Source organism: Georgenia halophila, from assembly GCF_039541595.1.
Genome location: NZ_BAABGN010000011.1, coordinates 296,993 through 322,148, shown reverse-complemented (window position 1 = coordinate 322,148; position 25,156 = coordinate 296,993). Strand labels below are relative to the sequence as shown.

28 protein-coding genes are annotated in these 25,156 nt (G+C 70.9%); 14 read left to right on the top strand and 14 right to left on the bottom strand.

What is annotated here, in order from left to right; genetic code table 11:
* Positions 1-12: 12 nt before the first annotated feature.
* The gene (locus ABD907_RS13170) at positions 13-921 is read right to left on the bottom strand and encodes an NAD(P)H-binding protein (RefSeq protein WP_345216867.1); all 909 of its coding nucleotides are present in this window, start codon (positions 919-921) and stop codon (positions 13-15) included.
* 101 nt (positions 922-1,022) lie between these two features.
* On the opposite strand from ABD907_RS13170, the gene ABD907_RS13165 reads away from it, so the two are divergent.
* Positions 1,023-1,670: a GNAT family N-acetyltransferase gene (locus ABD907_RS13165; RefSeq protein ID WP_345216713.1), complete on the top strand. Its 648-nt coding sequence runs from the start codon at positions 1,023-1,025 to the stop codon at positions 1,668-1,670.
* A 31-nt stretch (positions 1,671-1,701) separates the two neighbouring features.
* Here the strand turns inward: ABD907_RS13165 and ABD907_RS13160 are convergent, their stop codons facing one another.
* Together ABD907_RS13160 and ABD907_RS13155 are read right to left on the bottom strand one after the other, a co-directional pair.
* Entirely contained in the window at positions 1,702-2,301 is a 600-nt protein-coding gene (locus ABD907_RS13160) for a dihydrofolate reductase family protein (RefSeq protein ID WP_345216712.1), read from the bottom strand.
* A gap of 12 nt (positions 2,302-2,313) precedes the next feature.
* The gene (locus ABD907_RS13155) at positions 2,314-3,150 is read right to left on the bottom strand and encodes a metalloregulator ArsR/SmtB family transcription factor (RefSeq protein WP_486334090.1); all 837 of its coding nucleotides are present in this window, start codon (positions 3,148-3,150) and stop codon (positions 2,314-2,316) included.
* Positions 3,151-3,261: 111 nt separating this feature from the next.
* Here ABD907_RS13155 and ABD907_RS13150 point away from each other — a divergent pair, with 111 nt between their 5' ends.
* The gene (locus ABD907_RS13150; RefSeq protein WP_345216710.1) at positions 3,262-4,092 is read left to right on the top strand and encodes an aldo/keto reductase; all 831 of its coding nucleotides are present in this window, start codon (positions 3,262-3,264) and stop codon (positions 4,090-4,092) included.
* Between the two features lie 173 nt (positions 4,093-4,265).
* On the opposite strand, the gene ABD907_RS13145 is transcribed toward ABD907_RS13150, so the two are convergent.
* The gene (locus ABD907_RS13145) at positions 4,266-4,841 is read right to left on the bottom strand and encodes a DUF1697 domain-containing protein (RefSeq protein ID WP_345216709.1); all 576 of its coding nucleotides are present in this window, start codon (positions 4,839-4,841) and stop codon (positions 4,266-4,268) included.
* A 100-nt stretch (positions 4,842-4,941) separates the two neighbouring features.
* Here ABD907_RS13145 and ABD907_RS13140 point away from each other — a divergent pair, with 100 nt between their 5' ends.
* The 5 genes from ABD907_RS13140 to ABD907_RS13120 all read left to right on the top strand — a co-directional run bounded on the left by ABD907_RS13140 (position 4,942) and on the right by ABD907_RS13120 (position 8,337).
* Complete coding sequence (locus tag ABD907_RS13140) at positions 4,942-5,772, top strand: aldo/keto reductase (protein ID WP_345216708.1); 831 nt, start codon at positions 4,942-4,944, stop codon at positions 5,770-5,772.
* 119 nt (positions 5,773-5,891) lie between these two features.
* Positions 5,892-6,320, top strand: a complete 429-nt coding sequence (locus tag ABD907_RS13135; protein WP_345216707.1) for an MmcQ/YjbR family DNA-binding protein — start codon at positions 5,892-5,894, stop codon at positions 6,318-6,320.
* Between the two features lie 58 nt (positions 6,321-6,378).
* Positions 6,379-6,600, top strand: coding sequence for a hypothetical protein (locus tag ABD907_RS13130; RefSeq protein WP_345216706.1), 222 nt, complete (start codon positions 6,379-6,381; stop codon positions 6,598-6,600).
* A gap of 145 nt (positions 6,601-6,745) precedes the next feature.
* Positions 6,746-7,846: an alkene reductase gene (locus tag ABD907_RS13125; protein WP_345216705.1), complete on the top strand. Its 1,101-nt coding sequence runs from the start codon at positions 6,746-6,748 to the stop codon at positions 7,844-7,846.
* Positions 7,847-7,899: 53 nt separating this feature from the next.
* On the top strand, positions 7,900-8,337 hold the full coding sequence (locus ABD907_RS13120; protein ID WP_345216704.1) for a nitroreductase/quinone reductase family protein: 438 nt from the start codon (positions 7,900-7,902) through the stop codon (positions 8,335-8,337).
* A 68-nt stretch (positions 8,338-8,405) separates the two neighbouring features.
* Here ABD907_RS13120 and ABD907_RS13115 read toward each other — a convergent pair whose 3' ends face one another.
* Together ABD907_RS13115 and ABD907_RS13110 are read right to left on the bottom strand one after the other, a co-directional pair.
* Positions 8,406-8,900: a MarR family winged helix-turn-helix transcriptional regulator gene (locus tag ABD907_RS13115; RefSeq protein ID WP_345216703.1), complete on the bottom strand. Its 495-nt coding sequence runs from the start codon at positions 8,898-8,900 to the stop codon at positions 8,406-8,408.
* An 86-nt stretch (positions 8,901-8,986) separates the two neighbouring features.
* Positions 8,987-9,604: a maleylpyruvate isomerase family mycothiol-dependent enzyme gene (locus ABD907_RS13110; RefSeq protein WP_486334100.1), complete on the bottom strand. Its 618-nt coding sequence runs from the start codon at positions 9,602-9,604 to the stop codon at positions 8,987-8,989.
* Between the two features lie 132 nt (positions 9,605-9,736).
* Here ABD907_RS13110 and ABD907_RS13105 point away from each other — a divergent pair, with 132 nt between their 5' ends.
* Genes ABD907_RS13105 through ABD907_RS13095 form a run of 3 tightly spaced genes read left to right on the top strand, consistent with a single transcriptional unit; the run spans position 9,737 to position 11,822 of the window.
* A complete protein-coding gene (locus ABD907_RS13105; protein WP_345216701.1) occupies positions 9,737-10,504 on the top strand; it encodes a DUF1353 domain-containing protein in 768 nt (255 codons plus the stop codon).
* The gene (locus ABD907_RS13100) at positions 10,501-11,253 is read left to right on the top strand and encodes a formylglycine-generating enzyme family protein (protein WP_345216700.1); all 753 of its coding nucleotides are present in this window, start codon (positions 10,501-10,503) and stop codon (positions 11,251-11,253) included. Before ABD907_RS13105 ends, ABD907_RS13100 begins: the two co-directional genes overlap by 4 nt.
* Positions 11,247-11,822, top strand: coding sequence for a hypothetical protein (locus ABD907_RS13095; protein WP_345216699.1), 576 nt, complete (start codon positions 11,247-11,249; stop codon positions 11,820-11,822). The genes ABD907_RS13100 and ABD907_RS13095 overlap by 7 nt, the downstream gene beginning before the upstream one ends.
* Here the strand turns inward: ABD907_RS13095 and ABD907_RS13090 are convergent.
* The 6 genes from ABD907_RS13090 to ABD907_RS13065 all read right to left on the bottom strand — a co-directional run bounded on the left by ABD907_RS13090 (position 11,767) and on the right by ABD907_RS13065 (position 16,398).
* Positions 11,767-12,204 carry a methyltransferase domain-containing protein gene (locus tag ABD907_RS13090; RefSeq protein WP_345216698.1) on the bottom strand — a complete coding sequence of 146 codons (438 nt, stop codon included), beginning with the start codon at positions 12,202-12,204 and terminating at the stop codon, positions 11,767-11,769. The genes ABD907_RS13095 and ABD907_RS13090 overlap by 56 nt on opposite strands.
* A 73-nt stretch (positions 12,205-12,277) precedes the next feature.
* Positions 12,278-12,826, bottom strand: coding sequence for a hypothetical protein (locus ABD907_RS13085; RefSeq protein ID WP_345216697.1), 549 nt, complete (start codon positions 12,824-12,826; stop codon positions 12,278-12,280).
* Entirely contained in the window at positions 12,823-14,181 is a 1,359-nt protein-coding gene (locus ABD907_RS13080; RefSeq protein ID WP_345216696.1) for a DUF58 domain-containing protein, read from the bottom strand. Before ABD907_RS13080 ends, ABD907_RS13085 begins: the two co-directional genes overlap by 4 nt.
* The gene (locus ABD907_RS13075) at positions 14,178-15,173 is read right to left on the bottom strand and encodes an AAA family ATPase (RefSeq protein WP_345216866.1); all 996 of its coding nucleotides are present in this window, start codon (positions 15,171-15,173) and stop codon (positions 14,178-14,180) included. The genes ABD907_RS13080 and ABD907_RS13075 overlap by 4 nt, the downstream gene beginning before the upstream one ends.
* A 5-nt stretch (positions 15,174-15,178) precedes the next feature.
* The gene (locus ABD907_RS13070; RefSeq protein WP_345216695.1) at positions 15,179-15,694 is read right to left on the bottom strand and encodes a hypothetical protein; all 516 of its coding nucleotides are present in this window, start codon (positions 15,692-15,694) and stop codon (positions 15,179-15,181) included.
* Complete coding sequence (locus tag ABD907_RS13065; RefSeq protein ID WP_345216694.1) at positions 15,691-16,398, bottom strand: DUF4129 domain-containing protein; 708 nt, start codon at positions 16,396-16,398, stop codon at positions 15,691-15,693. Before ABD907_RS13065 ends, ABD907_RS13070 begins: the two co-directional genes overlap by 4 nt.
* A 199-nt stretch (positions 16,399-16,597) precedes the next feature.
* Here ABD907_RS13065 and ABD907_RS13060 point away from each other — a divergent pair, with 199 nt between their 5' ends.
* The gene (locus tag ABD907_RS13060; RefSeq protein ID WP_345216693.1) at positions 16,598-17,677 is read left to right on the top strand and encodes a zinc-dependent alcohol dehydrogenase family protein; all 1,080 of its coding nucleotides are present in this window, start codon (positions 16,598-16,600) and stop codon (positions 17,675-17,677) included.
* A 27-nt stretch (positions 17,678-17,704) separates the two neighbouring features.
* Here ABD907_RS13060 and ABD907_RS13055 read toward each other — a convergent pair whose 3' ends face one another.
* The gene (locus ABD907_RS13055) at positions 17,705-19,549 is read right to left on the bottom strand and encodes an HNH endonuclease signature motif containing protein (protein WP_345216692.1); all 1,845 of its coding nucleotides are present in this window, start codon (positions 19,547-19,549) and stop codon (positions 17,705-17,707) included.
* A gap of 489 nt (positions 19,550-20,038) precedes the next feature.
* On the opposite strand from ABD907_RS13055, the gene ABD907_RS13050 reads away from it, so the two are divergent.
* The 3 genes from ABD907_RS13050 (at position 20,039) to ABD907_RS13040 (ending at position 23,182) form a co-directional block, all read left to right on the top strand.
* Entirely contained in the window at positions 20,039-20,707 is a 669-nt protein-coding gene (locus ABD907_RS13050) for a spermidine synthase (protein ID WP_345216691.1), read from the top strand.
* A gap of 109 nt (positions 20,708-20,816) precedes the next feature.
* Positions 20,817-22,799, top strand: coding sequence for a thioredoxin domain-containing protein (locus ABD907_RS13045; RefSeq protein WP_345216690.1), 1,983 nt, complete (start codon positions 20,817-20,819; stop codon positions 22,797-22,799).
* Positions 22,800-22,825: 26 nt separating this feature from the next.
* Complete coding sequence (locus ABD907_RS13040) at positions 22,826-23,182, top strand: nuclear transport factor 2 family protein (protein ID WP_345216689.1); 357 nt, start codon at positions 22,826-22,828, stop codon at positions 23,180-23,182.
* A gap of 211 nt (positions 23,183-23,393) precedes the next feature.
* On the opposite strand, the gene ABD907_RS13035 is transcribed toward ABD907_RS13040, so the two are convergent.
* Complete coding sequence (locus ABD907_RS13035) at positions 23,394-24,800, bottom strand: flotillin family protein (protein WP_345216865.1); 1,407 nt, start codon at positions 24,798-24,800, stop codon at positions 23,394-23,396.
* Positions 24,801-25,156 lie beyond the last annotated feature (356 nt).

Here is a 25,156-nt window from a genome sequence, read left to right as displayed (position 1 = left end):
CGGGTCACGGCGTCACGGTAGAGGGCCGCGGACGTTCGCGCGGACCGCCTCGCGGACCGGCGTGGATCCGGCGTTGAGCTCGAGGATCTGCCGCCCGATGCCCGGCTCGTGGAGCAGCTCGGCGAGCGTCTCGGCGACGTCGTCGCGGGAGATCTGGCCGTGGGCCTCGGCCGGTCCGAGCGAGATGGTGCCGGAACCGGGTTCGTCGAGCAGGAGCGACGGGCGGAGGATCAGCCAGTCCAGATCGCTGCGGGTGAGCGCGATGTCTGCTCCCTTCTTCACGGCGAAGTAGTACTCCACCTCCTCGCCGAGGTCGTGCTCGCGCCACGACTCCGGGAGCACGGACACCAGGGCGAGACGGTCGACCCCGGCCACGCGGGCGGCCTCGATCGCCTTCGCGACCCCGTCACCGTCGATCGCCGTGGTGACCTCCCGGCTCCCACCGTTCGACCCGGCGGTGTAGACGATCGCGTCGCTGCCGGCGAACGCCGCCGCGAGCTCCTCCGCGGTCATCCCGGCGAGATCGCCGACGCGTGCGTCCACGCCCTGTGCTGCGAGCCCGGCCTGCTGGTCCTCCCGGCGCACGAGCCCGTGGACGGCGTCTCCGTGGGAGCGCAGCTTCTCCGCGAGCAGACCTCCGACGCCGCCGGTGATGCCGATGATGAAGACGTTCATGCCTGCTTGCTCCGTTCTCTGCCGCGCGGCGCAGTCGCCGGGAGCCTCTCGCCGTCTCCACGCCTCCTCAGCATTACGGGCGCCGGGAGCATTCCTCGCGCGACGGTTGAGATAGCGCTGCTCGGGGATGGAGGTGCTCAGCGCCGCGGCGCGGGCGTAGTCCTCGGCCGCCGCCTCGAACCGGCCGGACATCTCGAGCAGGTGCGCCCGGACGGCGTACGCGCGGTGGTGGCGACGCATCGACATGGCCACCCGCACATCTTGTCGCGCCTGCTGCGGGGACGGAACCGCTCCGGCTTGGCATATCCGGTTGCCCGGACGACGGCGGAGGCGGTGGACTGCACCGCATGCTCACCCTGGAGGAGATCTGGCCGCCTTACGCGCTGCGAGTGACGTGCGGTGACCTCGAGATGCGGACCGTTCGCGAGGCCGACGTGCCCGAGCTGGTCGACCTCGTTCTGGACGGCGTGCACCCGATCGGCTCGATGCCGTTCTACTTCCCGTGGACGGCCGCGCCCCGGGAGGAGCTGCCGGCGAATTACCTGCGGTTCGTCTCGGGCCTGAAGGCGAACTTCGACACAGGGTCGCCGTCGCTGGAGCTCGTGGTGCGCCGGGTCGGCGAGGTGGTCGGCATGCAGGGCTTCGGTGGCAAGGACTTCAAGATCACCCGGACCGGCGAGACGGGTTCGTGGTTGGCGATGCGGCACCAGGGCCGCGGCATCGGGACACGAATGCGGCAGATGATCTGCGCGTTCGCGTTCGACGTGCTGGGTGCCGAGGAGATCACCTCGGGCGCGTTCGAGGACAACCCCGCCTCGCTCGCGGTCAGCCGGAAGGTCGGCTACCGACCGAACGGCACGAGGCGACTGAGCCGCCAGGGCACGGTCGCCGTCCTGCAGGACCTCGTGCTCACGCCGGAGGACTTCGTACGGGGCGAGCCGGTCACGGTCGAGGGTACCGAGCCGCTGCTGAGGTTCCTCGAGCTGGACGTCTGACACCGCTCCTGTCCGTGAGGCACGGCGGCCCTCAGCCAACCCGGTCGTAGGCGAGGCTGAGCTCGCCGCGTTCTCCGGCCTCGTGGCGCGCGAGCGCCCATCTCGACCCCGGCAGGCGGTTCTCGAGCAGGCGCGTCCCGCCACCGACGATCTCGGGGCACATGATGAGACTGAACCGGTCCACGACGTCCGCGGCGAGCAGCGATGTGATCACGCTCGGGCTCGAGGCGACCAGGATGTCGCCGTCCCCCTCGCTCCTGAGCTCGGCGACCACGTCGGCGGCGGGGGCGTTGCGCACACGGGTGCGCTCCCAGGGCGCCTCGGTGAGGGTCGACGAGAGCACCACCTTCTCCGTCTCGACCAGCCACCTGGCGAAGCCGCGGTCCCGGGGGTCGGCGCTCTCGTCGTCGGCGACGGCGGGCCAGTAGCCCATGAACCCCTCGGCGTTGCCCCGCCCCAGCAGCACCGTCGTCGCCGGTTCCCACAGCCGTGTCAGGTGGTCTCGAGCGGTCTCGGTCACCGCGTACGGCACGATCGCGCTCAGGTCACCGGGTCCGCCCGGCCCGTGGTAGAAGCCGTCGAGGGTGAGGCTGATGTTGGTAACGACTCGGCGGCCGGTCGATCCGTTCATGGCAAGGCTCCTTCAGCTCGTCGTGTTCTGGTCGGTACGTGCATCGGTGGCTGTGTCGGTGCGCACGACTGCGCGAGCGAGGTTGTCGAGCACCTGCCTCCAGCCGGTCTGGATGCCGGCGATGTAGGGGACCGCTTCGAGCGCGGTGTCCGTGATCCGCAGACGGACCTCGAGGCGGGTTCCCGGCCCGATCTCGTGGAGCGTCACGTCGTAGTGGCCGGTGAACGTGACGTCTCCGGCCGCGTTCAGGGGTGCGAGTCGGAAGGCGAGGTGCTCCGGCTCTGCGGCGGTGTCGACCACGCCTTCAGCGCGGTAGCGGCCTTCGGCGTCGCGGTACTCGAGGACGACGCGGCCACCGCGGGTGGGCTCGAGCACGCAGTCCGAGACCACCATCGACGGCGGGGCCCACCACGCGGCGAGCAGCGCAGGGTCGGTCCAGTGCTGCCAGACGATGTCCCGGGGCGCGGCCAGCTCGCGGTCGAACGCGAACGTCCGTTCGTCAGCCCAACGCTCACGGTCCGCGGCGGTCGTCTCGGCGGCGATGGCGTCGCGGTACCGCTCGACGACGTCTCGTTCGCCGCTGTTCTCCTCGGCCGTCGCCACCAGCTCGTGCAGGCGGTGACAGAGGTCGGCCAGCGGCGCGGTCTCGAGTGCGTAGACCCGGCGCTGTGCTAGCGGGTACACCGTCACCAGGCCGGCCCGGGCGAGGTGCTGCAGGTGCTTCGTGGTCTGCGGCTGACGCAGCCCGGTCACCGCGGCCAGCTCGCCGACGGAGCGGGGGCGCTCGGCAAGGAGCTCGACGATCTGCCAGCGGCGCGGGTAGGCAAGAGCAGCCATGATCGGTTCCACGCGACGACTATGCCCGGTATGGAATATTCCTGTCAACGACTATTCGACCACCGCGTCGCCGCCGCGCCGCCGGCGGGCGCGAGGGTGGGGCACCGTGAAAGCATCGGCGCCATGACGGTTCCCACGAACAAACTCAACGACGGCAACGCGATCCCCCAGCTCGGCTTCGGCGTCTACCTGGTCGAGCCGGACGAGTGCGAGCGGATCGTCGGCGGTGCCCTGGAGGCGGGTTACCGCCACATCGACACGGCGGCGCTGTACGAGAACGAGGAGGGCGTCGGCCGCGCCATCGCGGGCTCCGGCATCCCGCGCGACGAGCTGTTCATCACCACCAAGCTGTGGAACGACGACCAGGGCAAGGAGTCGGCCCCGGTTGCGTTCGAGCGCTCGCTCGAAAAATTGGGGCTGGACTACGTGGACCTGTACCTCATCCACTGGCCGAGCCCGACCCGCGGCCGGTACGTCGAGACGTGGCAGGCGCTGGAGGAGATCAAGGCGTCGGGCCGAGCCCGCTCGATCGGCGTCTCGAACTTCCAGCCGCACCACCTCGAGGACCTCTTCAGGGCGACTGAGACCGTCCCGGCGATCAACCAGGTCGAGCTGCACCCCCGGTTCACGCAGCGGGAGAACCGGGCGTTCGGGCGGGAGCACGGGATCGCGATCGAGTCGTGGGGCCCGCTCGGCCAGGGCAAGTACCCGCTGTTCGACCTGCCCGAGGTGGCGGCGCCCGCCGAGGCACACGGCGTCACCCCGGCCCAGGTCGTCATCCGCTGGCACCTGCAGAACGGCCTGATCGTCTTCCCGAAGACCAACAGCGCGGAGCGCGCCAGGCAAAACCTCGACGTGTTCGGCTTCGAGCTGACGGCGGCGGAGATGGCCGCGATCGACTCGCTCGACGACGGGACCCGCGTCGGCGCCGACCCGGACACCGCGACCTTCTGACACCACCTCCTGCCCCGCCGCCGACCCGCCGCCGACCCGCCTCGCCTGACCCGCCTCGCCGGACCCGCCTCGCCGAGAGCGGACACCTGCGCCAAGAGCGGTTGTTTGAACGCCCGCTTCTGGTACAGGTCTCCGCTCTCGGCGCGTCAGGCCGGACAGGTACGGCCCGCAGGTCAGGCAGGGGCAGGCAGTTTCTTCAGGATGCGCGTGACGGTCAGCCAGGTGCGGGTGGTCATGTCCTTGCCGAACGCCTTCTCGAGCCACGACATGAAGTCCGGAGTCTTCGCCGCCGTCGTGTCGGTGACGGCGAGGACGGCGCGCGCGTCGGCGTCGTAGCCGACCAGCCGGACCTCCGGCTGGTCCGGCTCTGGGAACGGCTCGGGCACCGGGTCGAGCGGGTGCCTGAGGAACGTGACGGTCAGATACGTCGCCCTGCCGTGCTCCAGGTCGTCGAACGGCGCGCGGTCCACCAGGTCCTGGAGCTCGGCGCCGCTACGGACGATCGTCCCGCCGCCGATGCCGAGATCCGCCTGGAGCGCACCCTTGATCCGGTCCTCGAGCTCGGCGACGTCGTCGTCATCGTCATCGTCATCGTCATCGTCATCGGTAGTGAACACGACATTGCCGCTGGCGATCACCGTGGCGACGCCGGAGAACCCGAGCCGCTCGAAGACCCCGCGCAACTTGTCGTTGCGCATGTTCGGGTTGCCAGGGCTGATCCCGCGCAGCAGCGCGCAGTAGGACGTCATGGCGCCACGTTAGAACGCCGCGCCCACATCGCCGACCGCCCTTCGTCCGGCTGACGGCACGCTCGGTCGACCACACGTCGTTCGTGCCAGCATGACGCCCATGACTGTTCCCACGATCTCCCTCAACGACGGCCACTCGATCCCCCAGCTCGGCTTCGGAGTCTTCCTCGTCGACCCTCCCGAGACCGAGCGCATCGTGACCGACGCCCTCGAGGCCGGCTACCGCCACATCGACACCGCCGCGATCTACAAGAACGAGGAGGGTGTCGGCCGCGCCATCGCGAAGTCCGGCATCCCGCGTGACGAGCTGTTCATCACCACCAAGCTGTGGAACGAGGACCAGGGAACCCGGTCCGCGCACGACGCGATCGACCGCAGCCTGGAGAAGCTCGGCCTCGACCACGTCGACCTCTACCTCATCCACTGGCCCAGCCCCACGCGCGGGAAGTACGTGGAGAGCTGGCTCGCGCTCGAGGAGATCAAGGCAACTGGCAAAGCGAGCTCGATCGGCGTCTCGAACTTCCACGAGCACCATCTCAAGGAGATCATCGAGGCCTCGAGCACCGTGCCGGCGGTCGATCAGATCGAGCTGCACCCGAAGCTGGCCCAGCAGGGCCTCCGGACGTTCGGAAAGTCCCGCGGCATCGCGATCGAGTCCTGGGGGCCGCTCGGCCAGGCCAAGTACCCGCTGTTCGAGACGCCGGAGGTCAGCTCGGCGGCCGAGGCGCACGGCGCCTCCCCGGCCCAGGTCGTCATCCGCTGGCACCTGCAGAACGGCGTCATCGTCTTCCCGAAGACCAACAACGCCGATCGCATGAAGCAGAACTTCGACGTCTTCGGCTTCGAGCTGACGGCGGAGGAGATGGCCGCGATCGACTCGCTCGACGACGGCACGCGCGTCGGGTCGGACCCGGACACCGCGACGTTCTGACCGATCCTCCGAGCACGCAGCACCCCGGGTGGTGCGGATGGGCCCCGCCCCGAAGCGGGCCCATTCGCGTCAGCGACGAGGACGTCCTCGATGGCCGCGACGCATAGGAGACTGGTGCGGTGCCAGAACGACCCCACGTACCCGCGGAATGGATCGACCGCATCGCCGCGGTGCTCGAGATGCTGCCCGAATGCGTGGAGTCCGACGCCTGGGTGGGCGTTCGCTGGCGCGTGCACGGGGCGACCGTGGCGCACGTATTCGGCGGCGAGGACGGACTGTTCCGCATCACGTTCCGCGCCGAGCCCGGCGAGGTGCTGGCCTTCGAGCACCTCGGACCGCCATACTTCAGGGCCAGTTGGGGCGACGATGCCGTCGGCCTGGTCCTCGACGAGAGTACCGACTGGGAGGAGCTGACCGAGCTCCTCGTCGACTCCTACTGCGTCCAGGCGCCCGAGCGGCTCGCAGCACTGGTGGACCGCCCGTCCGCCGACGCCTCAGACCCGGGAACCGCCGGACAGGCGACGGGCCCGTCTCCGCCCAAAGGTTGACCTTCGTTCCGACCACAGGGTGATGGCAGCGCGCGGACGCGCCAATAGCGTTGACGCCATGAACGACGAAGAGCTGCCGATGGAGCGCCGCGCCGCGTGGGGCATCGGCATCACGATCGGTATCGGCGTCGGTGTCGCGGTCGGCATGGCCCTCGACAACTTTCTCTACGGGCTGGTCGTAGGGGTCGGGATGGGCGTCGGCCTCTCCACCGCCTTCGGCTCGACGGGCAAGCCGAGTCAAGGCTCCGAGGCATCGAAGAACCCGGGTCGCCGCGCCTGACGCTCAGCGGTCCTGCACCCCGGCAGGTGCCTGCCGATCCCGAACGACGGGTGACTACCGCGCGTCGTGCGCATCCCCGGGAATAGGTCAGGCAACTCCTTGTTCGGACTACTAAGTAGTTAGCCGAACAAGAGAGGACGCAAGCATGCCCGCCACCACAAGCACCCTCGAGGTGACCCGCACCAACCCGTTCGAGCCCTTCACGGCAGGAGCCCTCACGCTCAAGAACCGCATCGTGATGGCTCCGATGACGCGTAGCCGCGCGTACGGTCCCGACGCGAGCCCGACGTCGCTCATGGCGGAGTACTACGCACAGCGTGCGAGTGCGGGCCTGATCGTCACCGAGGGCATCCAGCCCAACCGGATCGGCCAGGGCTACCCCAGCACACCAGGGCTGCACAGCGCTGCGCAGGTCGCGGCATGGCGAAGGGTGACCGAGGCGGTGCACCAGAACGGCGGCCGGATCGTGGCGCAGCTGATGCACACGGGCCGAGTCGGTCACCCGGACAACTATGCCGAGGCCACCACGCCGGTGGGTGCGTCGCCGGTCCAGGCCGCCGGTCAGATCTTCACCGCGCACGGGAAGCAGGACTTTGTGAGGCCCACACCCCTCACGAGTCAGCAGGTCTGGGACACGGTCGCAGACTTCGCCGCGGCCGCTCGCAACGCGATCGAGGCCGGCTTCGACGGCGTCGAGCTGCACGGGGCGAACGGCTACCTGCTCCACCAATTCCTCTCGACGAACGCCAACCGGCGCGAGGATGAGTGGGGCGGGACGCCGGCGAACCGGATCCGCCTGACGGTGGAGACCGTCCGTGCGGTGGTGGATGCGATCGGAGCCGAGCGCACAGCCCTGCGGATCTCGCCGGCGAACCCGTTGAACGACATCACTGAGGACGACTACACCGATACGTACCCGTTGCTGCTCGGCGAGCTCGACCACCTGCCGCTGGCGTACCTGCACGTGCTGGAGTCAGCAGACCCCGCCCTGACGGGCGTCCTGCGCGAGCGGTGGCCCGGGACGTTGATGCTGAACCCGGCCACACCGGGTTCAACGACCGATCAGCAGCACCTGACGTTGATCGAGCAAGGCGCCACAGACCTGGTCGCCTTCGGCCGCCTCTTCATCGCCAACCCTGACCTGCCGCACCGCCTCGCTGTCGGCGCACCCCTGAGTGTGCCCGACCTGACAAAGGCCTACGGCGGCGATGCCACCGGATACACCGATTACCCCAGGCTGCGCTGAACGCGGCCTAGCCGCGAATGGCCGGAGGGAAGCCCAGCTTCGAGGGAGAGAGCATGACCGAGTTCAACGACCGCGTCATCGCGGAGTTTCGCGCACAGGACGGCCAGGTCGGCGCCTGGGGCACCAACCTGGTCCTCATCCATCACCGCGGCGCCCGGAGCGGGACCGAACGGGTCAACCCCGCGATGTCGCTCCGCGACGGCGACAGCTGGTTGGTCGTCGGTTCAGCCATGGGTGCGCCCCGGGACCCGGCCTGGACGATCAACTTGCGGGCACACCCCGACGTCGAGATCGAGGCCGTCGTCGACGGCGCCCTCGCCGCCGTACCGGTGCGGGCCTTCGAGCTGGCCGGAAAGGAGCGGGAGGCGGCCTTCGCTCGATTCGTGGAGATGGCGCCCGCCTTCGGTAGATACCAGAGCAAGGCTCCTCGACTGTTGCCGGTGATCCGCCTCGCTCGTCGCGCAGAGAGCCGGTCCGACGGTCCGCACTAGGACTGCGCGGGTGCCGGTACGGCGGTCCACCGCCGCACCGGCACCCCTTCGCGGCAATCTCGGCGGTCCTACTCGGGTCGGTCTCGCCCTCGTTCCGCGTCATCCAGGTTCTGCTCCAGGGCATCCAAGACGCGCAGCGTCCGGTCCCGCTCGGAGTCGCTCATCGCTCCGACCGTCAGCTCCTCCAGGTCGGCCCACATCTGCTCGACACTGCGTTTCAGCGGCAGGCTGGCACGTGTGGCCTCGACGATCGTCACTCGGCCGTCGTCGGGGCTGGGACTGCGGCGGACGAAGCCGGCCTTCTCGAGCCTGCGGACGGATCGGGCGACCGACGGCGCGTCGGACTCCAGAGTCCGCACGAGGTCGACCTGACGCTGTGGCCCGTGGTCCCACAGTCGAATCATCAGCAGCTCCTGACCGGGGTACAGACCCACGCGCCTGAGGAGCTGACCTGCGAATGCCTTGTGCAACCGTGCGACGCGAAAGATCGCGTGGCTCACCGGCCCCAGGCCGGCGACCGAGCCCTGCGGCGGTTCACCGGCCGCCTCTCCCGAGTCGTTCACCGTCAGAGACTACGCAGATCGCCCGAGCCATTGTTCGGACAACTGACCATCCCGACGTTCAGGGGAGCCGATGAACGGCGTCCCACTCATGTCGCGGCCGGCGAGCAGCGCTCCCGCAGGATGGGGACGCCGTCGCCGACGAGGTCGTCGCAGTACGGTGCGCGGCCCGCCATCGCCATGATCAGCGCCAAGGTGGACCCGCGCACGAGCGATCCCGTGCCGGCCTGGAAGGATCCGTCGGTCGCCTCGAGGCGCAAGCCCTTGATGGCGCTGCGGCTCGCCACGGCGAAGTCGCGACCGGCGTAGAAGGCTGCGACCGCGCCGACCGCCGTCAGGGCGGGCGTCCGCTCGATGCCGAGTGGGCGGCGGATGTCCTGTGCGTGCACCACCACCTCGCCGAGCCACGCCGGGGTATGGCCGGATGCCGCCGTCGTGCTCGTGATCACCGCGCGGAACCGCTGGAGCGTCTCCTCCGGATCTCGCCCTCGCTGCTCGGCCAGACGGCGCCGGTTGTGGCGGTCGGCGTCGAACCGGGCGCCAACGATGCTCCGGACCCAGCGCACCGTGCCGATGCTCGCGGCGGCGGTGAGGTGGGCGACGACCTCCTCGACCACCCACAGCCCGCACAGCGACTGCTGCCGCCACTGCTCGTCGCTCAAGGCGGCGAGGTCCTCGGCCAGGGCCGCCCGCTCGGCGTGGATCATCGCCCACAGCTCGGTACGGCTCACGGCTTCTGCCACAGCGGCAGTCAAGGACGTCACCACGACATCAACGTTTCCCGGATCGACCCGTGGAAGAAGTTGGCAGCGACCGCCCCGACAGGCTTTCCTTGCCCGATGGCAGGCGGGCACTTCTACGACGTCCTCGACGGCGGTCCGCTGCGCCTGGAGATGCGCAGCATCGACGGGAACGACTTCACGTTGCTGCGCCAGTTCGGGTATCGCGGCGACGACCACGACCAGCCGTTCGTCGTACCGGCGGATCTCGACACCTTCTCCACGGACCTGGCGTCGGTGCCGGGAGTGTTCGTCTGGCTCGTACCGAAGAGCGGCGACTTCCTGCCCGCCGCGGTCCTGCACGACGCCCTGGTCGACGGTCAGCACCTCGGGCCGAGGATCGACCGGGTCGAGGCGGACCGGGTCTTCCGCGACGCGATGATCTGCCTGGGAACCGGGCGCGTGCGGGCGTGGATGATGTGGGCGGGGACGTCCACGGCGACGATGTGGGACTCCGGACGGCTGGCCTTGCGGCTGGCGCTGGTCGGCGTGCTCGGCGCGATCGTGGCGCTCGGCACGCTCTCCTCGGTGGACCTGCTCGACGTGTGGGACGTGCTGCCGTGGATGGGAGACCGGGGCTTCGGCGCCGAGCTGGCGGGCGGCGCGGTCGCGGCCGTGGTGGTCCCGGCCGTGCTCTCGCTGACGTGGGGGCGCTTCTGGCAGGCGGGGATGATTCTCGGCATCGCGCTGGCCGTGCTGCTGCACGTCACCGTGGTCATCGCGGTGCTCTTCGGCGTCTACCTGATGCTGGAGCGGCTGGTCAGCGGTCCCGCCGATCGTTCCGGCGTGCGGATCCGCGACCGGCGAGCGTCCGGCCACCGGCCGTGACCGCCCCGACGGTCGAGACGGTTCTCGTCCCTGCCGGTCGGGTGACGTTGAACGATCGGCGGACGCAGCGATCGCGGCTGGTCGATATCGCGCCGTACCGGCTCGGCCGGACCCAGATCACACGCGGGGCGTACGCCGCCGTGCTGGGGCTCGATCCACCGACGGAGTTCGCCGACCGCCCTGTCGACAGCGTCTCGTGGTGGGACGTCGTCACGTTCTGCAACGCCCTGTCCACGCAGGAAGGCCTGAGCGCCGCCTACGACATGGACGAGATCCGCGGGCACGCGGCCCTGGACGCCGCGGCCGACGGGTATCGGCTCCCCATGGCGGAGTGGGAGCACGCCTGCCGGGCCGGCACGTCCGGACCGCGCTACGGCGACCTGGACGAGGTCGCCTGGTACCGGGGCAACTCCGGCGAGCGCAGCCACGACGTGGCGACGAAGCAGCGGAATCTGTGGGAACTGCACGACATGCTGGGCAACGTGTGGGAGTGGTGCTCGGACCTCTACGACGCCGACGTCTACGGGGCCTACCGCGTGCTCCGCGGCGGCGGCTGGTTCGACGAGCACTGGAGCTGCCGAGCGTCGGTAGGCGGCGCAGCCACCCCAGCCTCCGGATCGACGACGTCGGCTTCCGCGTCGCACGTTGCGTCGGGCTTGGACGGGAAGGTCATCCACAGGTCGAAGCTCAGTAGCCCTCGAGGTGGATCCGACGGCTCGTCGGGCCGCCATAGGTTCGGTCCATGTTGATTCCTCGCCAGCAGCAGACACGGTGGCCGGCGCTGACGATGGCGGTGCTCTTTCTCGGTTACGCCGCCGGCAAGGCCGTGTACGCCTCTCAGAGCCGGCTGGGGTTCCCCAGCGGGCCCGTGCCCACCGTCGCCGATCACGCGCAGTACGCCGACGCCGTCATGGGCGTCGCGGCAGCACAGTGGTCCGCCGCGGCCACGGGCGTGGTCGCGGCCGTGGTCGCCCTCGCCACGGTCACGCGCGTCGGGCGCGCGGTGCCGCGGCCCTTGATGCTGGCGGCGCTCGGTCTGACCGCTCTCGCCTTCGCGGCCGGGGCGGCGGTCCTCGTCCTCGACGGCTTCGTCGGCCTCGGCGTGGGCTGGCAGTGGAGGCACGGCGTCTTCGGCGTCCTCGCCCTGTACGTGACGGTCAGAATGGTCGTCTCCTACGTGCAAGCGACGCGACCTGCGGAACGTCACCGCGGGGACGAACGCCGCGGCACGCCGCAGCGTGATGCGAGCGCGCTCGGTGGCGCTACGCGGGACCGCGAGGCAGCTCGACCCCACGCAGCGGGTCACCGCCGTCGATGAACAGCCGTCCGCCGGGGACCAACGCAGCAGCGATCCGACGACGCGCACGTTCGCCGGCCCCCGGGTGCCGGCCGTCGAGTGCTCCGACGCGCACTGCGAACGCCAGGTCGTACGGCGGCTCACCAGGCAGCAGCTCGAAGTCCTCCGCGGCGACCGCGCGAACGCTCATCCGGCCGGCAGCGATCTCCGCTGCGGCGTTGCGCTCCGTGAGTGCCACGCCCCTCGCGGACCGGTCGATCACCAAGATGTGGCCGTCGCCGATCCGATCGGCCACCGCTCGTGCCGCGGCTCCCGGGGCACCGCCGATCTCCAGCACCCGCATACCCGGCCGCAGCGGCAGCGCATCGACGATCTGTGCCAGGCGGGATGACAGCGCGCGCATGGCGTCCAGGAAACACCCGTGCCAACTCCCCCGAAAGGCCGGTTCGAGTGGGGCTGCCAGGCCGCCGGGCAGCTCAGTCCTGCCGAGTCCGGCGAATGACCGCCCGCTGGTGCGCCAGCAGTCCGGCGGTGACGACGGCGAGGCCGGTCACCATGGCCGCGGGTCCGCCCGGAACAGTCCGCCCGTGGACGAGCCCGACGACGGCCCAGACGGCGACGGCCGCCCCGAGCAGTACCGCCACGCGCGGCAGGTATAGCCGCCAGAGCCGGGCGGGCAGCGTGGCCTGGGCGGGCACGCTCGTCGCGATCGCTGCAGCGGTGTGGATCACCAGTAGACAGGCGGCCGCCAGCGGGGCCCACGGGGTCCAGAGCTCTGGCGTCCCGGTGATCCAGACCCCGACCAGGTAGAGCATGAGGACGGCCGGCAGGAACGTGTGCGGGCTCAGGGCGGCGAGCAGCGCCAGCGCCGGGATGGCGACCGCGAACCACGGGTCGGCCCAGAGATCCGCCCCGCCCGTGGCGGCAGCGGCGACGGCGAAGACGAGGCCGGCGACCACGATGGCGCCACGCAGCGCGAGCTGCTCGCGGCCGGCGCTGCGCAACTCCTCCCACGCCCCGCTCACAGGGACACCCTCGAGCGACCGCGCCGCGCCAGGCTGCGCAGCACGGGGTCCAGGCTGCCCGGTCCCTTCCAGGCGACGACCGGCACACCCGCCTGCTGGATGCGCCGCACCTCCCGGTCGCGCTCGAGCAGCCTGACGCGCCACGCGAGCACGTCCAGCGGCTCCCAGTCGCTGGGCAGCTCGAAGTCCTCACCGAGGGCGTCGATAACGACCACTGTCAGGCCGCTGCGGACGAGGGCGGCCGCGTGGGTCAGGGCCTCGGGCGAGACCAGTGCCGACACCATCACCACGAGCGCTCCGTCGCCCAGCCCGAGACGCAGCCGCCGGTGGCCGCCGTCGTGCTGGTGTGCCGGCGCCACCCGGCTCAGCACCTCACGCACGCGATGGCTGTGCCGCCGCCCTGTCCCGGGCGGGACACGCAGGGGCATCTCGCCGGAGAACACCTGCAGGCTGACCCGGTCACCGCCGTGCAGGAAGTGCTCCGCCATGGCCGCCGCCGCCCGGACCGAGCGGTCCAGGGAGCTCGCCGCTCCGCCGGTCCCCTCCGAGCGGCCCAGGTCGATGTGGGCGTCCACGAGCACCGCCACGTGCGTGTCCTGGTCGGCGTAGCTGGAGGTCACGTGAAGCTCCCCCGAGCGCAGGGACCGCGCCCAGTGGATCCGCTTCAGGCGGTCGCCCCACTGAAAGGGCCTGATGGAGGCGAACTCGCTGCCCTCCCCGGGCCGCGTCGACCGGTGCCGGCCGACGAGCCCCCGCGGGTGCGGCGCCGGCGCCGTCGCGTCGAACGCGGCCGGATCGGGAAGCACCCGAATCCGGGCCTCGGCGAGCGGGACGGGACCCCACCGGAAGGCGCCCCAGGGACTCACCGCACCGACGAGCACGGGACCGACGGCGTGGAAGCCCCAGCGCAGCGGGTCGGCCCCGGTGACCAGCCGGATCTCCCCACGCTCGACGTCCTCGGCATCGACGAGGCCGACCCGGGCCCCGTGCTCGGGTCGCCGCCGGATCCACGGCCTGGGTGCCAGCGACGTGCTCACGAGCTCCGCGCCGGGCACCGTGGTCACCCCGACCCGGACGGCGTGCCGGTCGCCCTCAGTGGCCACGGTCCGGCCCAGCCTTGACCAGGCCCGGGTCCGTCGGCGCGGGCGCTCCACGCTCGACCAGACGACGACGAGCGCGACGGGCGTGACGAGGACGAGCAGGTCGGGGCGCTGCAGGACCAGGGCGGCGACAGTCCCCACGACGGCGACCAGGACGCCCCGGACGTGGCTGTGCGTGACCACCCACCGGTCCTCGTCCCGTCCGGCGCCGGAGAGGCCACCCGGTGCGGGCCGGGGAAGCTCCGGCGTCGTCACGGCCCGCTCGTCGCCGGCACCTCGCGCGCGGCCGGCACGGGAACCTGGTCGAGCGCGGCCGCGACGACGCCGAGCTCGGACACGTCGGACATCCAAAGCTCGGGCTTGATGGCGATCCGGTGCCCGAGGACGGCGTGCGCGACGGCCTTGACGTCCTCCGGGACGATGTAGGACCGGCCGTGGACGACGGCGTACGCGCGGGCGGTCAGCACGAGGCCCAGCGATCCCCTCGGAGAGGCGCCGACCTGGGCGGCCGGGTGCCGGCGGGTCGCGGCGGCGAGGGACACGCAGTACCGGCTGATGTCGTCCTCGACCGGCACCGTCTCCACGGCGCGCTGCATGCCGAGCAGCCCGGCGGCGTCGGTAACCGCCTCGAGGTGGATGTCCTCCTGGCGGCGGTCGAGGCGCCGGCACAGCACGTCCTGCTCGTCCTCCTCGCTCGGGTACCCGAAGGAGAGGCGGACGAGGAATCGGTCGAGCTGGGCCTCGGGCAGCGGGTAGGTGCCCTCGTACTCGACCGGGTTGGCCGTGGCGAGCACGTGGAACGGCTGCGGCAGCGGGAAGGTCTCCCCCTCGACCGTCACCTGGTGCTCCTGCATGGCCTCGAGGAGCGCGGACTGGGTCTTCGGGGGCGTGCGGTTGATCTCGTCAGCGAGCAGCAGACCGGTGAACAGCGGACCCTTGCGGAACTCGAAGCTGCCCTCCCGCTGGTCGAAGACGAACCCACCGGTGAGGTCGGCGGGCAGCAGGTCCGGGGTGAACTGGGCACGCGCGAAGCTCAGCCCGAGCGTCTGCGCGAAGGACCGCGCGGCGAGCGTCTTGCCCAGGCCGGGCAGGTCCTCGAGGAGCGCATGGCCCCCGGCCAGCACCGCGGAGAGCACGAGCGTGAGCGACTCGCGATTGCCGACGACGGCCTGCTCGACCCGGTCGAGCACGGCGGCCGCCTGCCGGGTCACCTCCTCGACGCTCAGCTCGGGACGCGGCTCAGGCATGGTGGTCACAGCTCCTCGATTCGTCCGACGACGTCGGCCAGCTCGCGCCGGTTGCGTGGTCTCGTGTCCTGCGGTGAATGGGCGAGATAGCGGGTCAGGGACGGGTGCATGAGCGCCTCCGCGGCCTGCGGGTCGGCGTCGAGGTCGACCCCTCGGGCGGCGAGCCGGTCGGCCGCCAGCTCTCGCAGCAACTCCTGCATCGCGTCCGGGCGGTCGTCCCGCTCGACGGTGTCGCGCAGGTGGCGACGCAGCCGTGCCAGCCGGGCGTCGAGCCCCGGCCGCGACGGCGGGACCTCCAGGTCCTGCGGGCCGAACCACGACGCGGGCGTCAACAGGTCCAGGTTCTGGACCAGGGTCCAGACCGCGAGGACGAGCGCCAGCCCGGCCACGACGGTGACCGCCACCCCGACCGGCCACGGCGCGGGCAGGAGCCCGCCCTGCCAGAGCGTCGTGCCCAGCACGGCCATCGTCACGACGGCGGCGATGGTGAGGCGCCTCCACCGGCGCAGGCCGTCGCTCACGTCGGCACCTCGCTGCGTCCGTCGGGGGCGGCCTCGTACGCGGTGATGGCCTCGTGGACCCGGCCCAGGGCGGCGACGGCCCGCCGTCGGTCCGCCTCGGTGATCGGTTCCCTCGAGAACCGGGCCGCCCGGTAGAGGTCACCTAGCTCGGTGATCGTGGCGGGATCGACGTCCCACGCGGTCAGGACGCGGGAGGTGAACTCCGTCGCCGTCTCGGAGGCCTGCCGGTCCAGCCCGGCGCGCTCGGCGGCGTCCTCCAGGCTCACCCAGCAGGAGACGATGGCGTTGCGGGGGTCGCCCTCGGCCGCGCGCCGCTGGGCCTGGGCCCCGGTCGCTCGCAGCATCACCTCGAAGTCCGGCTCGTCGTCGTCCGGAAGGGAACGGTCGGTCTCGCGCCGGCGCCACCAGCGCCACACTCGCCACGCCACCAGCAGCAGCGCGAGGGCCAGGAGGATCCCGACGGCGAGGACCAGGTCCCATTCCACGGTCAGTGCCTCCGCGCCCTGCTCCCCGGTCGACGGCGGAGGCAGCAACGGCGTCATCTGATCCGCCGGGACGGTCGGGCGGTCCCGACTCTGCGGAGGGCCGCCGTCGCCGGTGACCGGCTGCGGGAGCAGCCGGAGCTGCCCGCTCGAGCCCCAGACGAGGACGAGGAGCGCGACCGCGGTCAATGCCGCGGCCAGCACACCTCGTCGTTCGCGCATCTCGCCAGACTACGGGCGACGAGCGGGCCGGCGGGCCCCGCTACCGCTGCCCGGACGCGGCGACCGGCAGCCGGTCCCAGTGGGTGAGGTCGCGCAGCAGCTGACGGTCGTGCGAGGCGATCACCACGGCCGCACAGGTCCTGATGACCCCTGCTCAGCGGCCCGCACCGCCCGTACCGGGCCGCGAGAGAATGGACGGGTGCGAGCTGTCATCTTCGACGCCATCGGCGCCACGCCCGAGGTCCGTGACGTCCCGGAGCCCCGAGTCCCGGACGACGGCGTCGTCGTGCGGGTGCAGGCTACCGGCCTGTGCCGCAGCGACTGGCACGGCTGGGCGGGCCACGACGACGACGTCGTCCCGCCGCACGTCCCGGGCCACGAGCTGGCGGGCGTGGTCACCGACGTCGGGCCGGGCGTGCGTCGTTGGTCGGAGGGTCAGCGCGTCACCGTCCCGTTCGTGTGCGGCTGCGGCCGGTGCGCATGGTGCCGCACCGGCCAGACGCAGGTGTGCCCGGACCAGCAGCAGCCCGGCTTTACCCATTGGGGCTCGTTTGCCGAGTACGTCGCTCTGCATGCCGCGGACACCAACCTCGTCGCGATCCCCGACGGCGTCAGCTTCGAGGCTGCCGCGAGCCTTGGCTGCCGGTTCGCGACGGCGTACCGGGGCCTCGTCGGGCGTGCCCGCCTCGCCGAGGGGGAATGGCTCACGGTCGTCGGCGCCGGAGGCGTGGGCCTGAGCGCCGTGATGATCGCCAAGGCGTTCGGCGCCCGGGTGATCGCCGTCGACCGGCATCGGGAGGCGCTCGCGATGGCGACGAAGGTCGGGGCGGACCACGTGCTGACCGTGGATGGCGCTGCTGGGAGCGACGGTGCAGGCGGGGCGGGCGGGTCCGACGTCCCCGCGGCGGTGCACAAGCTGACCGGCGGCGGCAGTCACGTGTCCGTCGACGCCGTGGGCGGCGAGCAGAGCTGCAGCGACGCGATCCACAGCCTCCGGCGGCAGGGCCGGCACGTCCAGATCGGGCTGCTGCCACCCGTGGACGGCCATCCGCGGGTGCCGATGTCGCGGGTGATCGGGTGGGAGCTCGACGTCCTCGGCAGCCACGGCATGTCCGCCGTCGACTACCCCGCGATGCTCGCGCTCATCGAGAACGGTGCGCTGAAGCCGCAGGAACTGATCGAGCGCGTCGTCGGGCTGGAGGAAGCGGCCGCGCTGCTGCCCGTGTTCGACCGTGCGACGGTCGCCGGCATGACGATGATCGACCCGCATCTGGCTTAGTTCGGCGGCGAACGGCCGTGCGGAGTGTTATGTCCGTGGCGTCGGGTTCGGTCTGGGGCCTGCTCGCGTGGTGTGTTGGACGGTGGCCGGTGTTGTCGGCGGTTTGGTCGGGTTGTTCACGAATGCCTTGGGCGGGTCGCTCGTCGCGCTCGTCGCCGCCGGGTCGTTCGTCGTGGTCACCTTCGACTTCGTCGTCGTCGCCGGGGTCGGCGCGGTCGCTGCCGTCGCTGGAGTCCCCATCTTCGTCATCGCCGGCGTCGGTTTCGTCGCGGTCTTCGTCGTTGGCTTGGTGGCCGTGCCGGGGATGACGGGTCCGAAGGGGGTGGGGCGCGTGACGGTGCGTTGCGGGCGGACGGGTGTGATGGGGGTGCCGTCGGCGCGGAGGAAGGTCCAGGTGCCGGTGCGGCGTTCGATGGTGATGTTGTGCAGGTGGACGTAGTCGTGGTGGTGCCAGCACAGCAGCACGCCGAGTCTCGCGGTGGTGGTGCCGCCGTGTTCGTACCAGTAGAGGGAGTGGTGTATCTCGCCCTCGCCGGGTGGTGCTTGGCAGTCGGGGAACTGGCAGAGCCCGTCGCGGGCGATGATGGCGCGGGTCTGGCCGGGGGTGAAGAGTCGTTCCTCGCGGCCGGAGTCCAGGATCTCGGAGTCGGGACCGAAGATGACGCGGTGCAGCTGGCTCTGGCACGCGATCTTGGCGAGCTGGGCGTGGGGGATGGGGGTCCCGTCCGCCAGGGTCGCGGGTTCGGCACCGTGCATCAGCGTCTCGTCGACCCCGGCGGGGATCGACACGGCGTCGGCGGGCTGGCCGTCAGCGGTCGGGGACGCGGTGGGGTGCTCGATGGTGGCGCCGGGCCCGAACGCGTGACCGGGATCAGCCGCACCGGCCCGACCGGCCGGATCGTCCGGACCGGCCGGGTCGGCCGGTCCGGGGTGGCCGCTGCCGGGGCCGGTGGGGCCGGTGGCGTCGGTGAGGCGGGTGAGGGTCTCGTAGGGGACGTGGATGCTCAGGTGGGGGCGGATGCGGGACCCGGGACGCAGGACGCCGGAGTCGAGACCGATGCGGGCCAGCGCGGTCAAGGCGTGCGCGCGGCGCTGGGTCGGGGTCCGGGAGTCGTTCTTGGAGGGGACACCGGTGCGGGCGTCGAGTGCTTCTTGGAGGACCTGCCCGGACTCCGGGGAGAGCCAGCCCTTAAGGTGGTAACCACCCAGGGTCGCGGACAGGGAGACTTCTTCCTTGGCGGCGTCCGCGCGCCAGTTCTGGTCGGCGGCGTCGGGATCGGTGCGGATGGCCCAGTGGTGGACCACCTTCTGGAAGCGGGTCGCATCCAGCGTGGTGGCCTGGCCGATGAGGAAGTCCTCGCCGAGGTCGGGGTCGCGCAGCTGGGTGAGCAGCAGGGGGCGGGCGGTGGCGTACTTAGCCATCACGTCCGCGTGCTCGGCGCTGATCTGCCCGGCTTCGAGCGCGGTCGAGGTGGCGGGCAGGTCATCACGCAGGCGGCGGGCGTGGCGGACCATGCGCCGGGAGGTGATGAGGTGGCGACCGGTGCGGGCGGCGTACCAGGACGCGAAGCTGCGGGCACCGGTGGTGGCCCACATCCCGTCGGCCTCGGCGGCCACGAGGACGCGGTTCGTCAGTCCTTCGAGCTGGCGGTGGGTGCTCTCGACACCATCGATCGTCTCGATCAGCTCGCCGGGGCCCAGCGAGGCAAGATCGAGACCCGCCAGCTCGGCCAGCTCGGCGCTGACGGCGGCCAAACGATCCGCTATCGAGGCGCCACCGTACGCGTTGCCGGGGACGGCGGCGCCGTTGCCGCCGACCTGGCGAATGGCGTGCTCCCCGGAAGTGGTGGTCTCGGCTCCGATGGCGGCCACGGTGCCCTCCCTCCGGCGGGTTTTCGTCGTTTTCGATGCTGCTTCGACGGTATCGAACAGATGTACTACAGGCAAGCCTTTTGGCGGTATTGCAACGAATTTGTGGACACGAAGTCACCTCACGACCACTGTGGACAACACGTCACATCCGGCTACACGCCCTCTCGGGACCGAGAGGCGGGACCTCCCCGTAGAGAGGCGGGACCTCCCGGAGTGAACGGTCGGGGCGTGCCCAACGACGCCGACACCCTGACCCGGCACCCCGCCGATGGTCGGACGTCGGGCCGCGCCCGACTGGCAAGCCGTGCCGGCCGGGCAAGCACTGAGGTCATGGGACCTGGGCCCTGACAACTGTCCGTAGGTGTGAGTCGAACGGTGCTCAGCGGGACCGTCTACGTTGGTCACACACCGCGACGAGCAGATCGACCACCCCCCCGAGAGAGGGCAACCTTGGCGCGTTTCGAGGAGCTCGACTGGCAAGAGACACCCATGGGCGAAATCAGCCTCCGCCGCCGCTACGACCTCACCGCGCAGGTCGAGGTGTACGAGGTGCGGCTGGGCGACGAGTACCTCATGTCCAGCCTCTTCACCGCCGCCGAGCGAGCGCTCGCCACCCGCGCCCTCGCCACCCTCGACCGCCCGGATCTGACGGTACTGGTCGGTGGCCTCGGGCTCGGCTACACCGCACACGCGGCGATGGACGATCCCCGCGTCACCGAGCTGACGGTGATCGAGGCGTCCGAGCCGGTTCTCGACTGGCACCGTCGCGAGCTGCTGCCGGAGACCGCCGGGCTGGCCGACGATCCGCGCTGCCGCCTCGTCCACGACGACTTCTTCCGCCTGGTCCGCGACGAACCGCTGGCCCACTTCGACGCGATCCTGCTCGACATCGACCACACTCCCGGTCACCTGCTCCATCCCGACCACGCGCCGTTCTACAGCGCGGAGGGCCTGCGAGCGCTGTCCCGTCACCTGACCGGCGGCGGCGTCTTCGCCCTGTGGTCGGACGACCCGCCCGACGCCGCCTTTCAGGCGTTCCTCGACGAGGTGTTCACCGAGACGTCCGCGGAGCTGGTGACCTTCCCGAACCCGCTCACCGGTGACGAGTCGAGCAACACGGTCTACCTGGCTCGACGCACTCCGGCCGTCACGAACTGAGCTGCGCCCGCCAGGGGTGAAGGCCCAGCATTCCTCGGCGCAAACTGCTGCACCCGCCCGAGACTCGGCTCGCGATGCCCGCTCTGCGTCACCCTGACAGGCTGGAGACATGGCCAATCGTCTGAGTGACGCGACCAGTCCGTACCTTTTGCAGCACGCGGACAACCCGGTCCACTGGCAGGAGTGGGGCGAAGAGGCCTTCGCCGAGGCCCGACGGCGGGACGTTCCCGTCCTGCTCTCCGTCGGCTATGCCGCCTGCCACTGGTGCCACGTCATGGCGCACGAATCCTTCGAGGACGACGCCGTCGCGGCAGCCATGAACGACGGTTTCGTCTCGGTCAAGGTCGACCGCGAGGAGCGCCCGGACGTCGACTCCGTGTACATGACAGCCACCACCGCGATGACCGGTCAGGGCGGCTGGCCGATGACCTGCTTCCTCACCCCCGACGGCGAGCCGTTCTTCTGCGGCACGTACTACCCGCGTCCCCAGTTCCTCCAGCTCCTCGCCGCGGTCGGGGAGGCGTGGACGCAGCGCCGCGAGGAGGTACTGCGCTCCAGCGCGAACATCACGAACGCGCTCGCGGGCATGTCCGCCGCGGGACCGGCCGCCCCCATCGACGACGGTGCCGTCTCGGACGCGGTCAACACGCTCGCCGGCGACTTCGATCCGGCCAACGGCGGTTTCGGCACGGCGCCGAAGTTCCCCCCGTCGATGGTGCTCGAGTTCCTGCTGCGCCACCATGCCCGCACCGGCGAGCCCGACGCGCTGCGCATGGCCGAGCACACGTGCGAGGCGATGGCCCGCGGAGGCATGTACGACCAGCTCGCCGGTGGCTTCGCCCGGTATTCCGTGGACGCCGAGTGGGTGGTGCCGCACTTCGAGAAGATGCTCTACGACAACGCCCAGCTCCTGCGGGCGTACCTGCACCTCCACCGCGCGACCGGGTCGTCGCTGGCCGCGCGCGTCGCCCGGGAGACCGCCGACTTCCTGCTCACCGACATGCTCACCGAGGAGGGCGCGTTCGCCTCCGCCCTGGACGCCGATGCGGACGGCGTCGAGGGCCTGACCTACGCGTGGACACCCGACCAGCTCGCCGAGGTCCTCGGCCCGGACGACGGCGCACGTGCGGCGGAGGCCCTCTCCGTCACCGAGGCCGGCACCTTCGAGCACGGCACGTCCACGCTTCAGCTGCGCAGCGACCCCGACCCGCAGTGGTGGGCGGAGGTGCGAAGCCGCCTCCTCGCCGCCCGAGCCGGCCGGCCGCAGCCGGCCCGCGACGACAAGGTCGTCACCGCCTGGAACGGACTGGCCGTCGCGGCACTCACTGAGGCCGGCACGATCCTGGGCGAGCCGTCGTATCTCGACGCGGCACGAGCCTGCGCCGAGTTCCTCGTCGGCATTCACCTCGTCGACGGCAGGCTCCGCCGCGCCTCCCGGCACGGGAGCGTCGGATCCGCGGCCGCCGTCGCCGCCGACCACGGCGACCTCGCCGAAGGACTCCTCGCCCTCCACCAGGCCACCGGCGACCCGCGCTGGCTGGACCGAGCCGGCGGCCTGCTCGAGACCGCACTCGCCCGCTTCGGCGACGGCGCGGGCGGGTTCTTCGACGTCGCCGACGACGCCGAGCGGCTGATCACCCGGCCGAAGGACGCGACCGACAACGTCGAACCGTCCGGCCAGTCGTCCCTGGCCGGCGCGCTGCTCACCTACGGGGCCCTGACCGGCTCGACCCGGCACCGCGACGCGGCCGACGCGGCCATCGCGGCAGCGGGCGGCATCGTCGGGCAGGCACCCCGCTTCGCCGGGTGGACGCTCGCCGTCGCCGAGGCGGCACTCACGGGTCCGCTGCAGGTCGCCGTCGTCGGGACGGACGACGACGCCGCCGCCCTGGCGCGCACCGTCCGCAGCTCGCCGTCACCCGGCCTCGTCATGACGGCCGGCGAGCCGGATGCGCCCGGTGCCCCGCTGCTGGCCGACCGGCCGCTCGTCGATGGCCGCTCCGCGGCGTACGTGTGCCGGGGCTTCGTCTGCGACCGCCCCGTCATCTCGACCGCGGACCTGGAACAGCGTCTCGCTCGCGGAACGGCCTGAGGACGACCCGAGGAGGACACATCGGCATGACCCGCAGCACCCGTGAGGTTCTCGAGTCCCACCTCGCCCACCGCCAGGAAGGCACCCTCGAGGGCGACCTCGCCGAGAACTACCACGACGACGTCCTGCTCCTCTCCTGGGGTGAGGGCGCCGACCGCGGGCTGGACGCGGTGCGCCATCGCGCGAAGGTGCTGTCCTCGTACCTCGGCCACGGAGCCTTCCGCTACGAGGAGCTCCTCGTCGAGGGCGAGGTCGGCATGCTGCGGTGGACCGGCGAGCAGGATGAGCTGAGGGTGCGCACCGGGGTGGACTCGTTCGTCGTGCGGGACGGTCGGATCGCGGCGCAGACGATCTTCTACGTCGTGGACGGCGAAGCGTCGTGATGTCGGTCGCTGGCTTGTGGTGGCGTGGCACGGCGAAGCCCGGCCGTGTGCGGTACGGAGAGGGCCGGTGGTCCAGGGCTGAGCGGCTGAATCCGCTCGTCGGCACGCGGAAGCGTCGGTCTCCTGCGGTGATGGACCCCTATGGCACAGCACCTCCCTGATCAAGCCGGCTGGACTCTGCGTGGCGCGTCAGAAGGACACCGTCACAGTGTCACTTCGCCTCGCTGGCCACCTCGTCGGCGACGGCATTCTCGCGGGTGAGCGGCGACGGCTCCGCTACCTCGTCAGGGTTGGCCTCCTTGGCACTCTCGATGAGGGACTGGATGTCGAGGCCCGTCGTGGACTTCACGGCGTCAAAGGTCCTTTTCATACCCGAGGCCACGTTTTCCCCGAGGCGACTCTCCCCGTCCGAGGAGACGATGGAGAGTGAATCGATGTTGCTCATCGGAGCCGCGATCTCACGGGCGATCTGCGGGAGCGCCTCCAGCACCTGGGAGAGGACCGCGGCCTCGGTGAACTGCTTGTACGCCTCTGCGCTGGCCTGCACGCTTGCCGCCTCAGCCTCGCCCTTGGCGCGCGTGGAGTCGGCTTCCGCCTGGCCGCGAGCCTTGACGGCCTGGGAGTCGTTCTGCGCCTCGATGAGTGCCGCCTGCGACTCCTGCTCGCGCGTGTAGCGCTGGGAATCGGCCTCGCGCTCTGCGGCGTACTGCGTGGCGTCCGCCGGCTTGCGCACCTCTCGGACGAGCTCGCGCTCACGCAGCTCGTTCTCCTGCTCAGCGATCTTCTGTCGCTCATCGAGGACGCGCTGACGCTGACGCGCCTCCGCGAGCTCCTGCGCGGCCTGAGCCTCGGCTCGCTCCTCTGCCGTTTCCTTGGCGATGGAGGCATTGCGCAGATCGAGTTCCTTCTGCGACTCCGCGATCTTCTGCCCGTCGCGGTTCTCCGCCTCGGTCGAGGAGCGGCGAGCCTCGGACTCCGCGACGCGCGCCTGCTGCTCCTTCTTCGCAGCTTCGGGACGTCCGAGGTTGCGGAGGTAGTCACCCTCGTCCGTGACCGAAATGACCTGGAGAGTGTCGATGACGAGACCCTGGTTGTTCATCGAGTCGACGGCGTTCTCCTGAACCTGCTTGGCGAACGTGGTGCGGTCGCGCAGGACTTCGGTGACCGTGAGCGTGCCGACGACCGCGCGCAGCGCACCCGAGAGGATCTCCTGGCTGTAGGAGTCGATCTTGTTCTGCTGATCGAGGAAGCGCTGTGCCGCCTTGCGAATCTCCCCGACCTCTTCACCGATCTTGACCTGCGCGACGGCCTGCAGGCTGAGGAAGATGCCGTCCACCGACTGACTCTCGACATCCACGACGATCTGACGCGAGGACAGGGAGATCGAGTGGGAGCGTTCGAAGAGTGGGCGGACGAAAGCGCGGGAGCCCACGACGATGCGCGTCCCACTTTCGAGGTCGATGTCACCACCCTGAGACTTCGAAGGTGAGCGACCCGTGATGACGAGCGCCTCGTTCGGTGCTGCAACGCGATAGGCACGACGGAACACGATGTATCCGATGAGCGCGGCAAGCACGAGCACGGCGAGCGCGCCAAGCCCCGTTGCCAGGAATCCCATTTCCACTTTGGCCGCCTTCCGATGTTTACGCAATATGCTAAATATAGGCTACCATGTTGGGCAATAGCGGATTCTTTGTCCGGCACGTTTTTATCTTCACAAGAAACACAATGCTTTCGGAGATCGACGAGCAGGATAGATTCTGGTCCGAGGTCCTCGGCAGCGACCTGCCGCCGCGCGACGGTGCAGAGTGGGACGCCAGCGTCTGTGCAATGCTGACCGCAAGACAGGACACGCGGCGCCGCCACATCGCCGATCCGGGGGGACGCGGCCGAAACGCTAGAGCCAGGGCTGCGTCCGCGAGGACCAGGTGCTGGACACGAACTGTCCGGCGGGGACTCGATCGGTCCGCGAGA

Bases quoted from the DNA above. Each gene is read 5' to 3' on its own strand.
- ABD907_RS13170 (WP_345216867.1), bottom strand. From the start codon at position 921: ATGTCGATGCGTCGCCACCACCGCGCGTACGCCGTCCGGGCGCACCTG.
- ABD907_RS13105 (WP_345216701.1), top strand. From the start codon at position 9,737: ATGGCAGGCGGGCACTTCTACGACGTCCTCGACGGCGGTCCGCTGCGC.
- ABD907_RS13145 (WP_345216709.1), bottom strand. From the start codon at position 4,841: ATGACGTCCTACTGCGCGCTGCTGCGCGGGATCAGCCCTGGCAACCCG.
- ABD907_RS13065 (WP_345216694.1), bottom strand. From the start codon at position 16,398: ATGCGCGAACGACGAGGTGTGCTGGCCGCGGCATTGACCGCGGTCGCG.
- ABD907_RS13035 (WP_345216865.1), bottom strand. From the start codon at position 24,800: ATGGGATTCCTGGCAACGGGGCTTGGCGCGCTCGCCGTGCTCGTGCTT.
- ABD907_RS13160 (WP_345216712.1), bottom strand. From the start codon at position 2,301: ATGAACGGATCGACCGGCCGCCGAGTCGTTACCAACATCAGCCTCACC.
- ABD907_RS13050 (WP_345216691.1), top strand. From the start codon at position 20,039: ATGGGCGAAATCAGCCTCCGCCGCCGCTACGACCTCACCGCGCAGGTC.
- ABD907_RS13045 (WP_345216690.1), top strand. From the start codon at position 20,817: ATGGCCAATCGTCTGAGTGACGCGACCAGTCCGTACCTTTTGCAGCAC.
- ABD907_RS13150 (WP_345216710.1), top strand. From the start codon at position 3,262: ATGACGGTTCCCACGAACAAACTCAACGACGGCAACGCGATCCCCCAG.
- ABD907_RS13140 (WP_345216708.1), top strand. From the start codon at position 4,942: ATGACTGTTCCCACGATCTCCCTCAACGACGGCCACTCGATCCCCCAG.
- ABD907_RS13075 (WP_345216866.1), bottom strand. From the start codon at position 15,173: ATGCCTGAGCCGCGTCCCGAGCTGAGCGTCGAGGAGGTGACCCGGCAG.
- ABD907_RS13120 (WP_345216704.1), top strand. From the start codon at position 7,900: ATGACCGAGTTCAACGACCGCGTCATCGCGGAGTTTCGCGCACAGGAC.
- ABD907_RS13130 (WP_345216706.1), top strand. From the start codon at position 6,379: ATGAACGACGAAGAGCTGCCGATGGAGCGCCGCGCCGCGTGGGGCATC.
- ABD907_RS13125 (WP_345216705.1), top strand. From the start codon at position 6,746: ATGCCCGCCACCACAAGCACCCTCGAGGTGACCCGCACCAACCCGTTC.
- ABD907_RS13090 (WP_345216698.1), bottom strand. From the start codon at position 12,204: ATGCGCGCGCTGTCATCCCGCCTGGCACAGATCGTCGATGCGCTGCCG.
- ABD907_RS13165 (WP_345216713.1), top strand. From the start codon at position 1,023: ATGCTCACCCTGGAGGAGATCTGGCCGCCTTACGCGCTGCGAGTGACG.
- ABD907_RS13110 (WP_486334100.1), bottom strand. From the start codon at position 9,604: ATGATCCACGCCGAGCGGGCGGCCCTGGCCGAGGACCTCGCCGCCTTG.
- ABD907_RS13095 (WP_345216699.1), top strand. From the start codon at position 11,247: ATGTTGATTCCTCGCCAGCAGCAGACACGGTGGCCGGCGCTGACGATG.
- ABD907_RS13040 (WP_345216689.1), top strand. From the start codon at position 22,826: ATGACCCGCAGCACCCGTGAGGTTCTCGAGTCCCACCTCGCCCACCGC.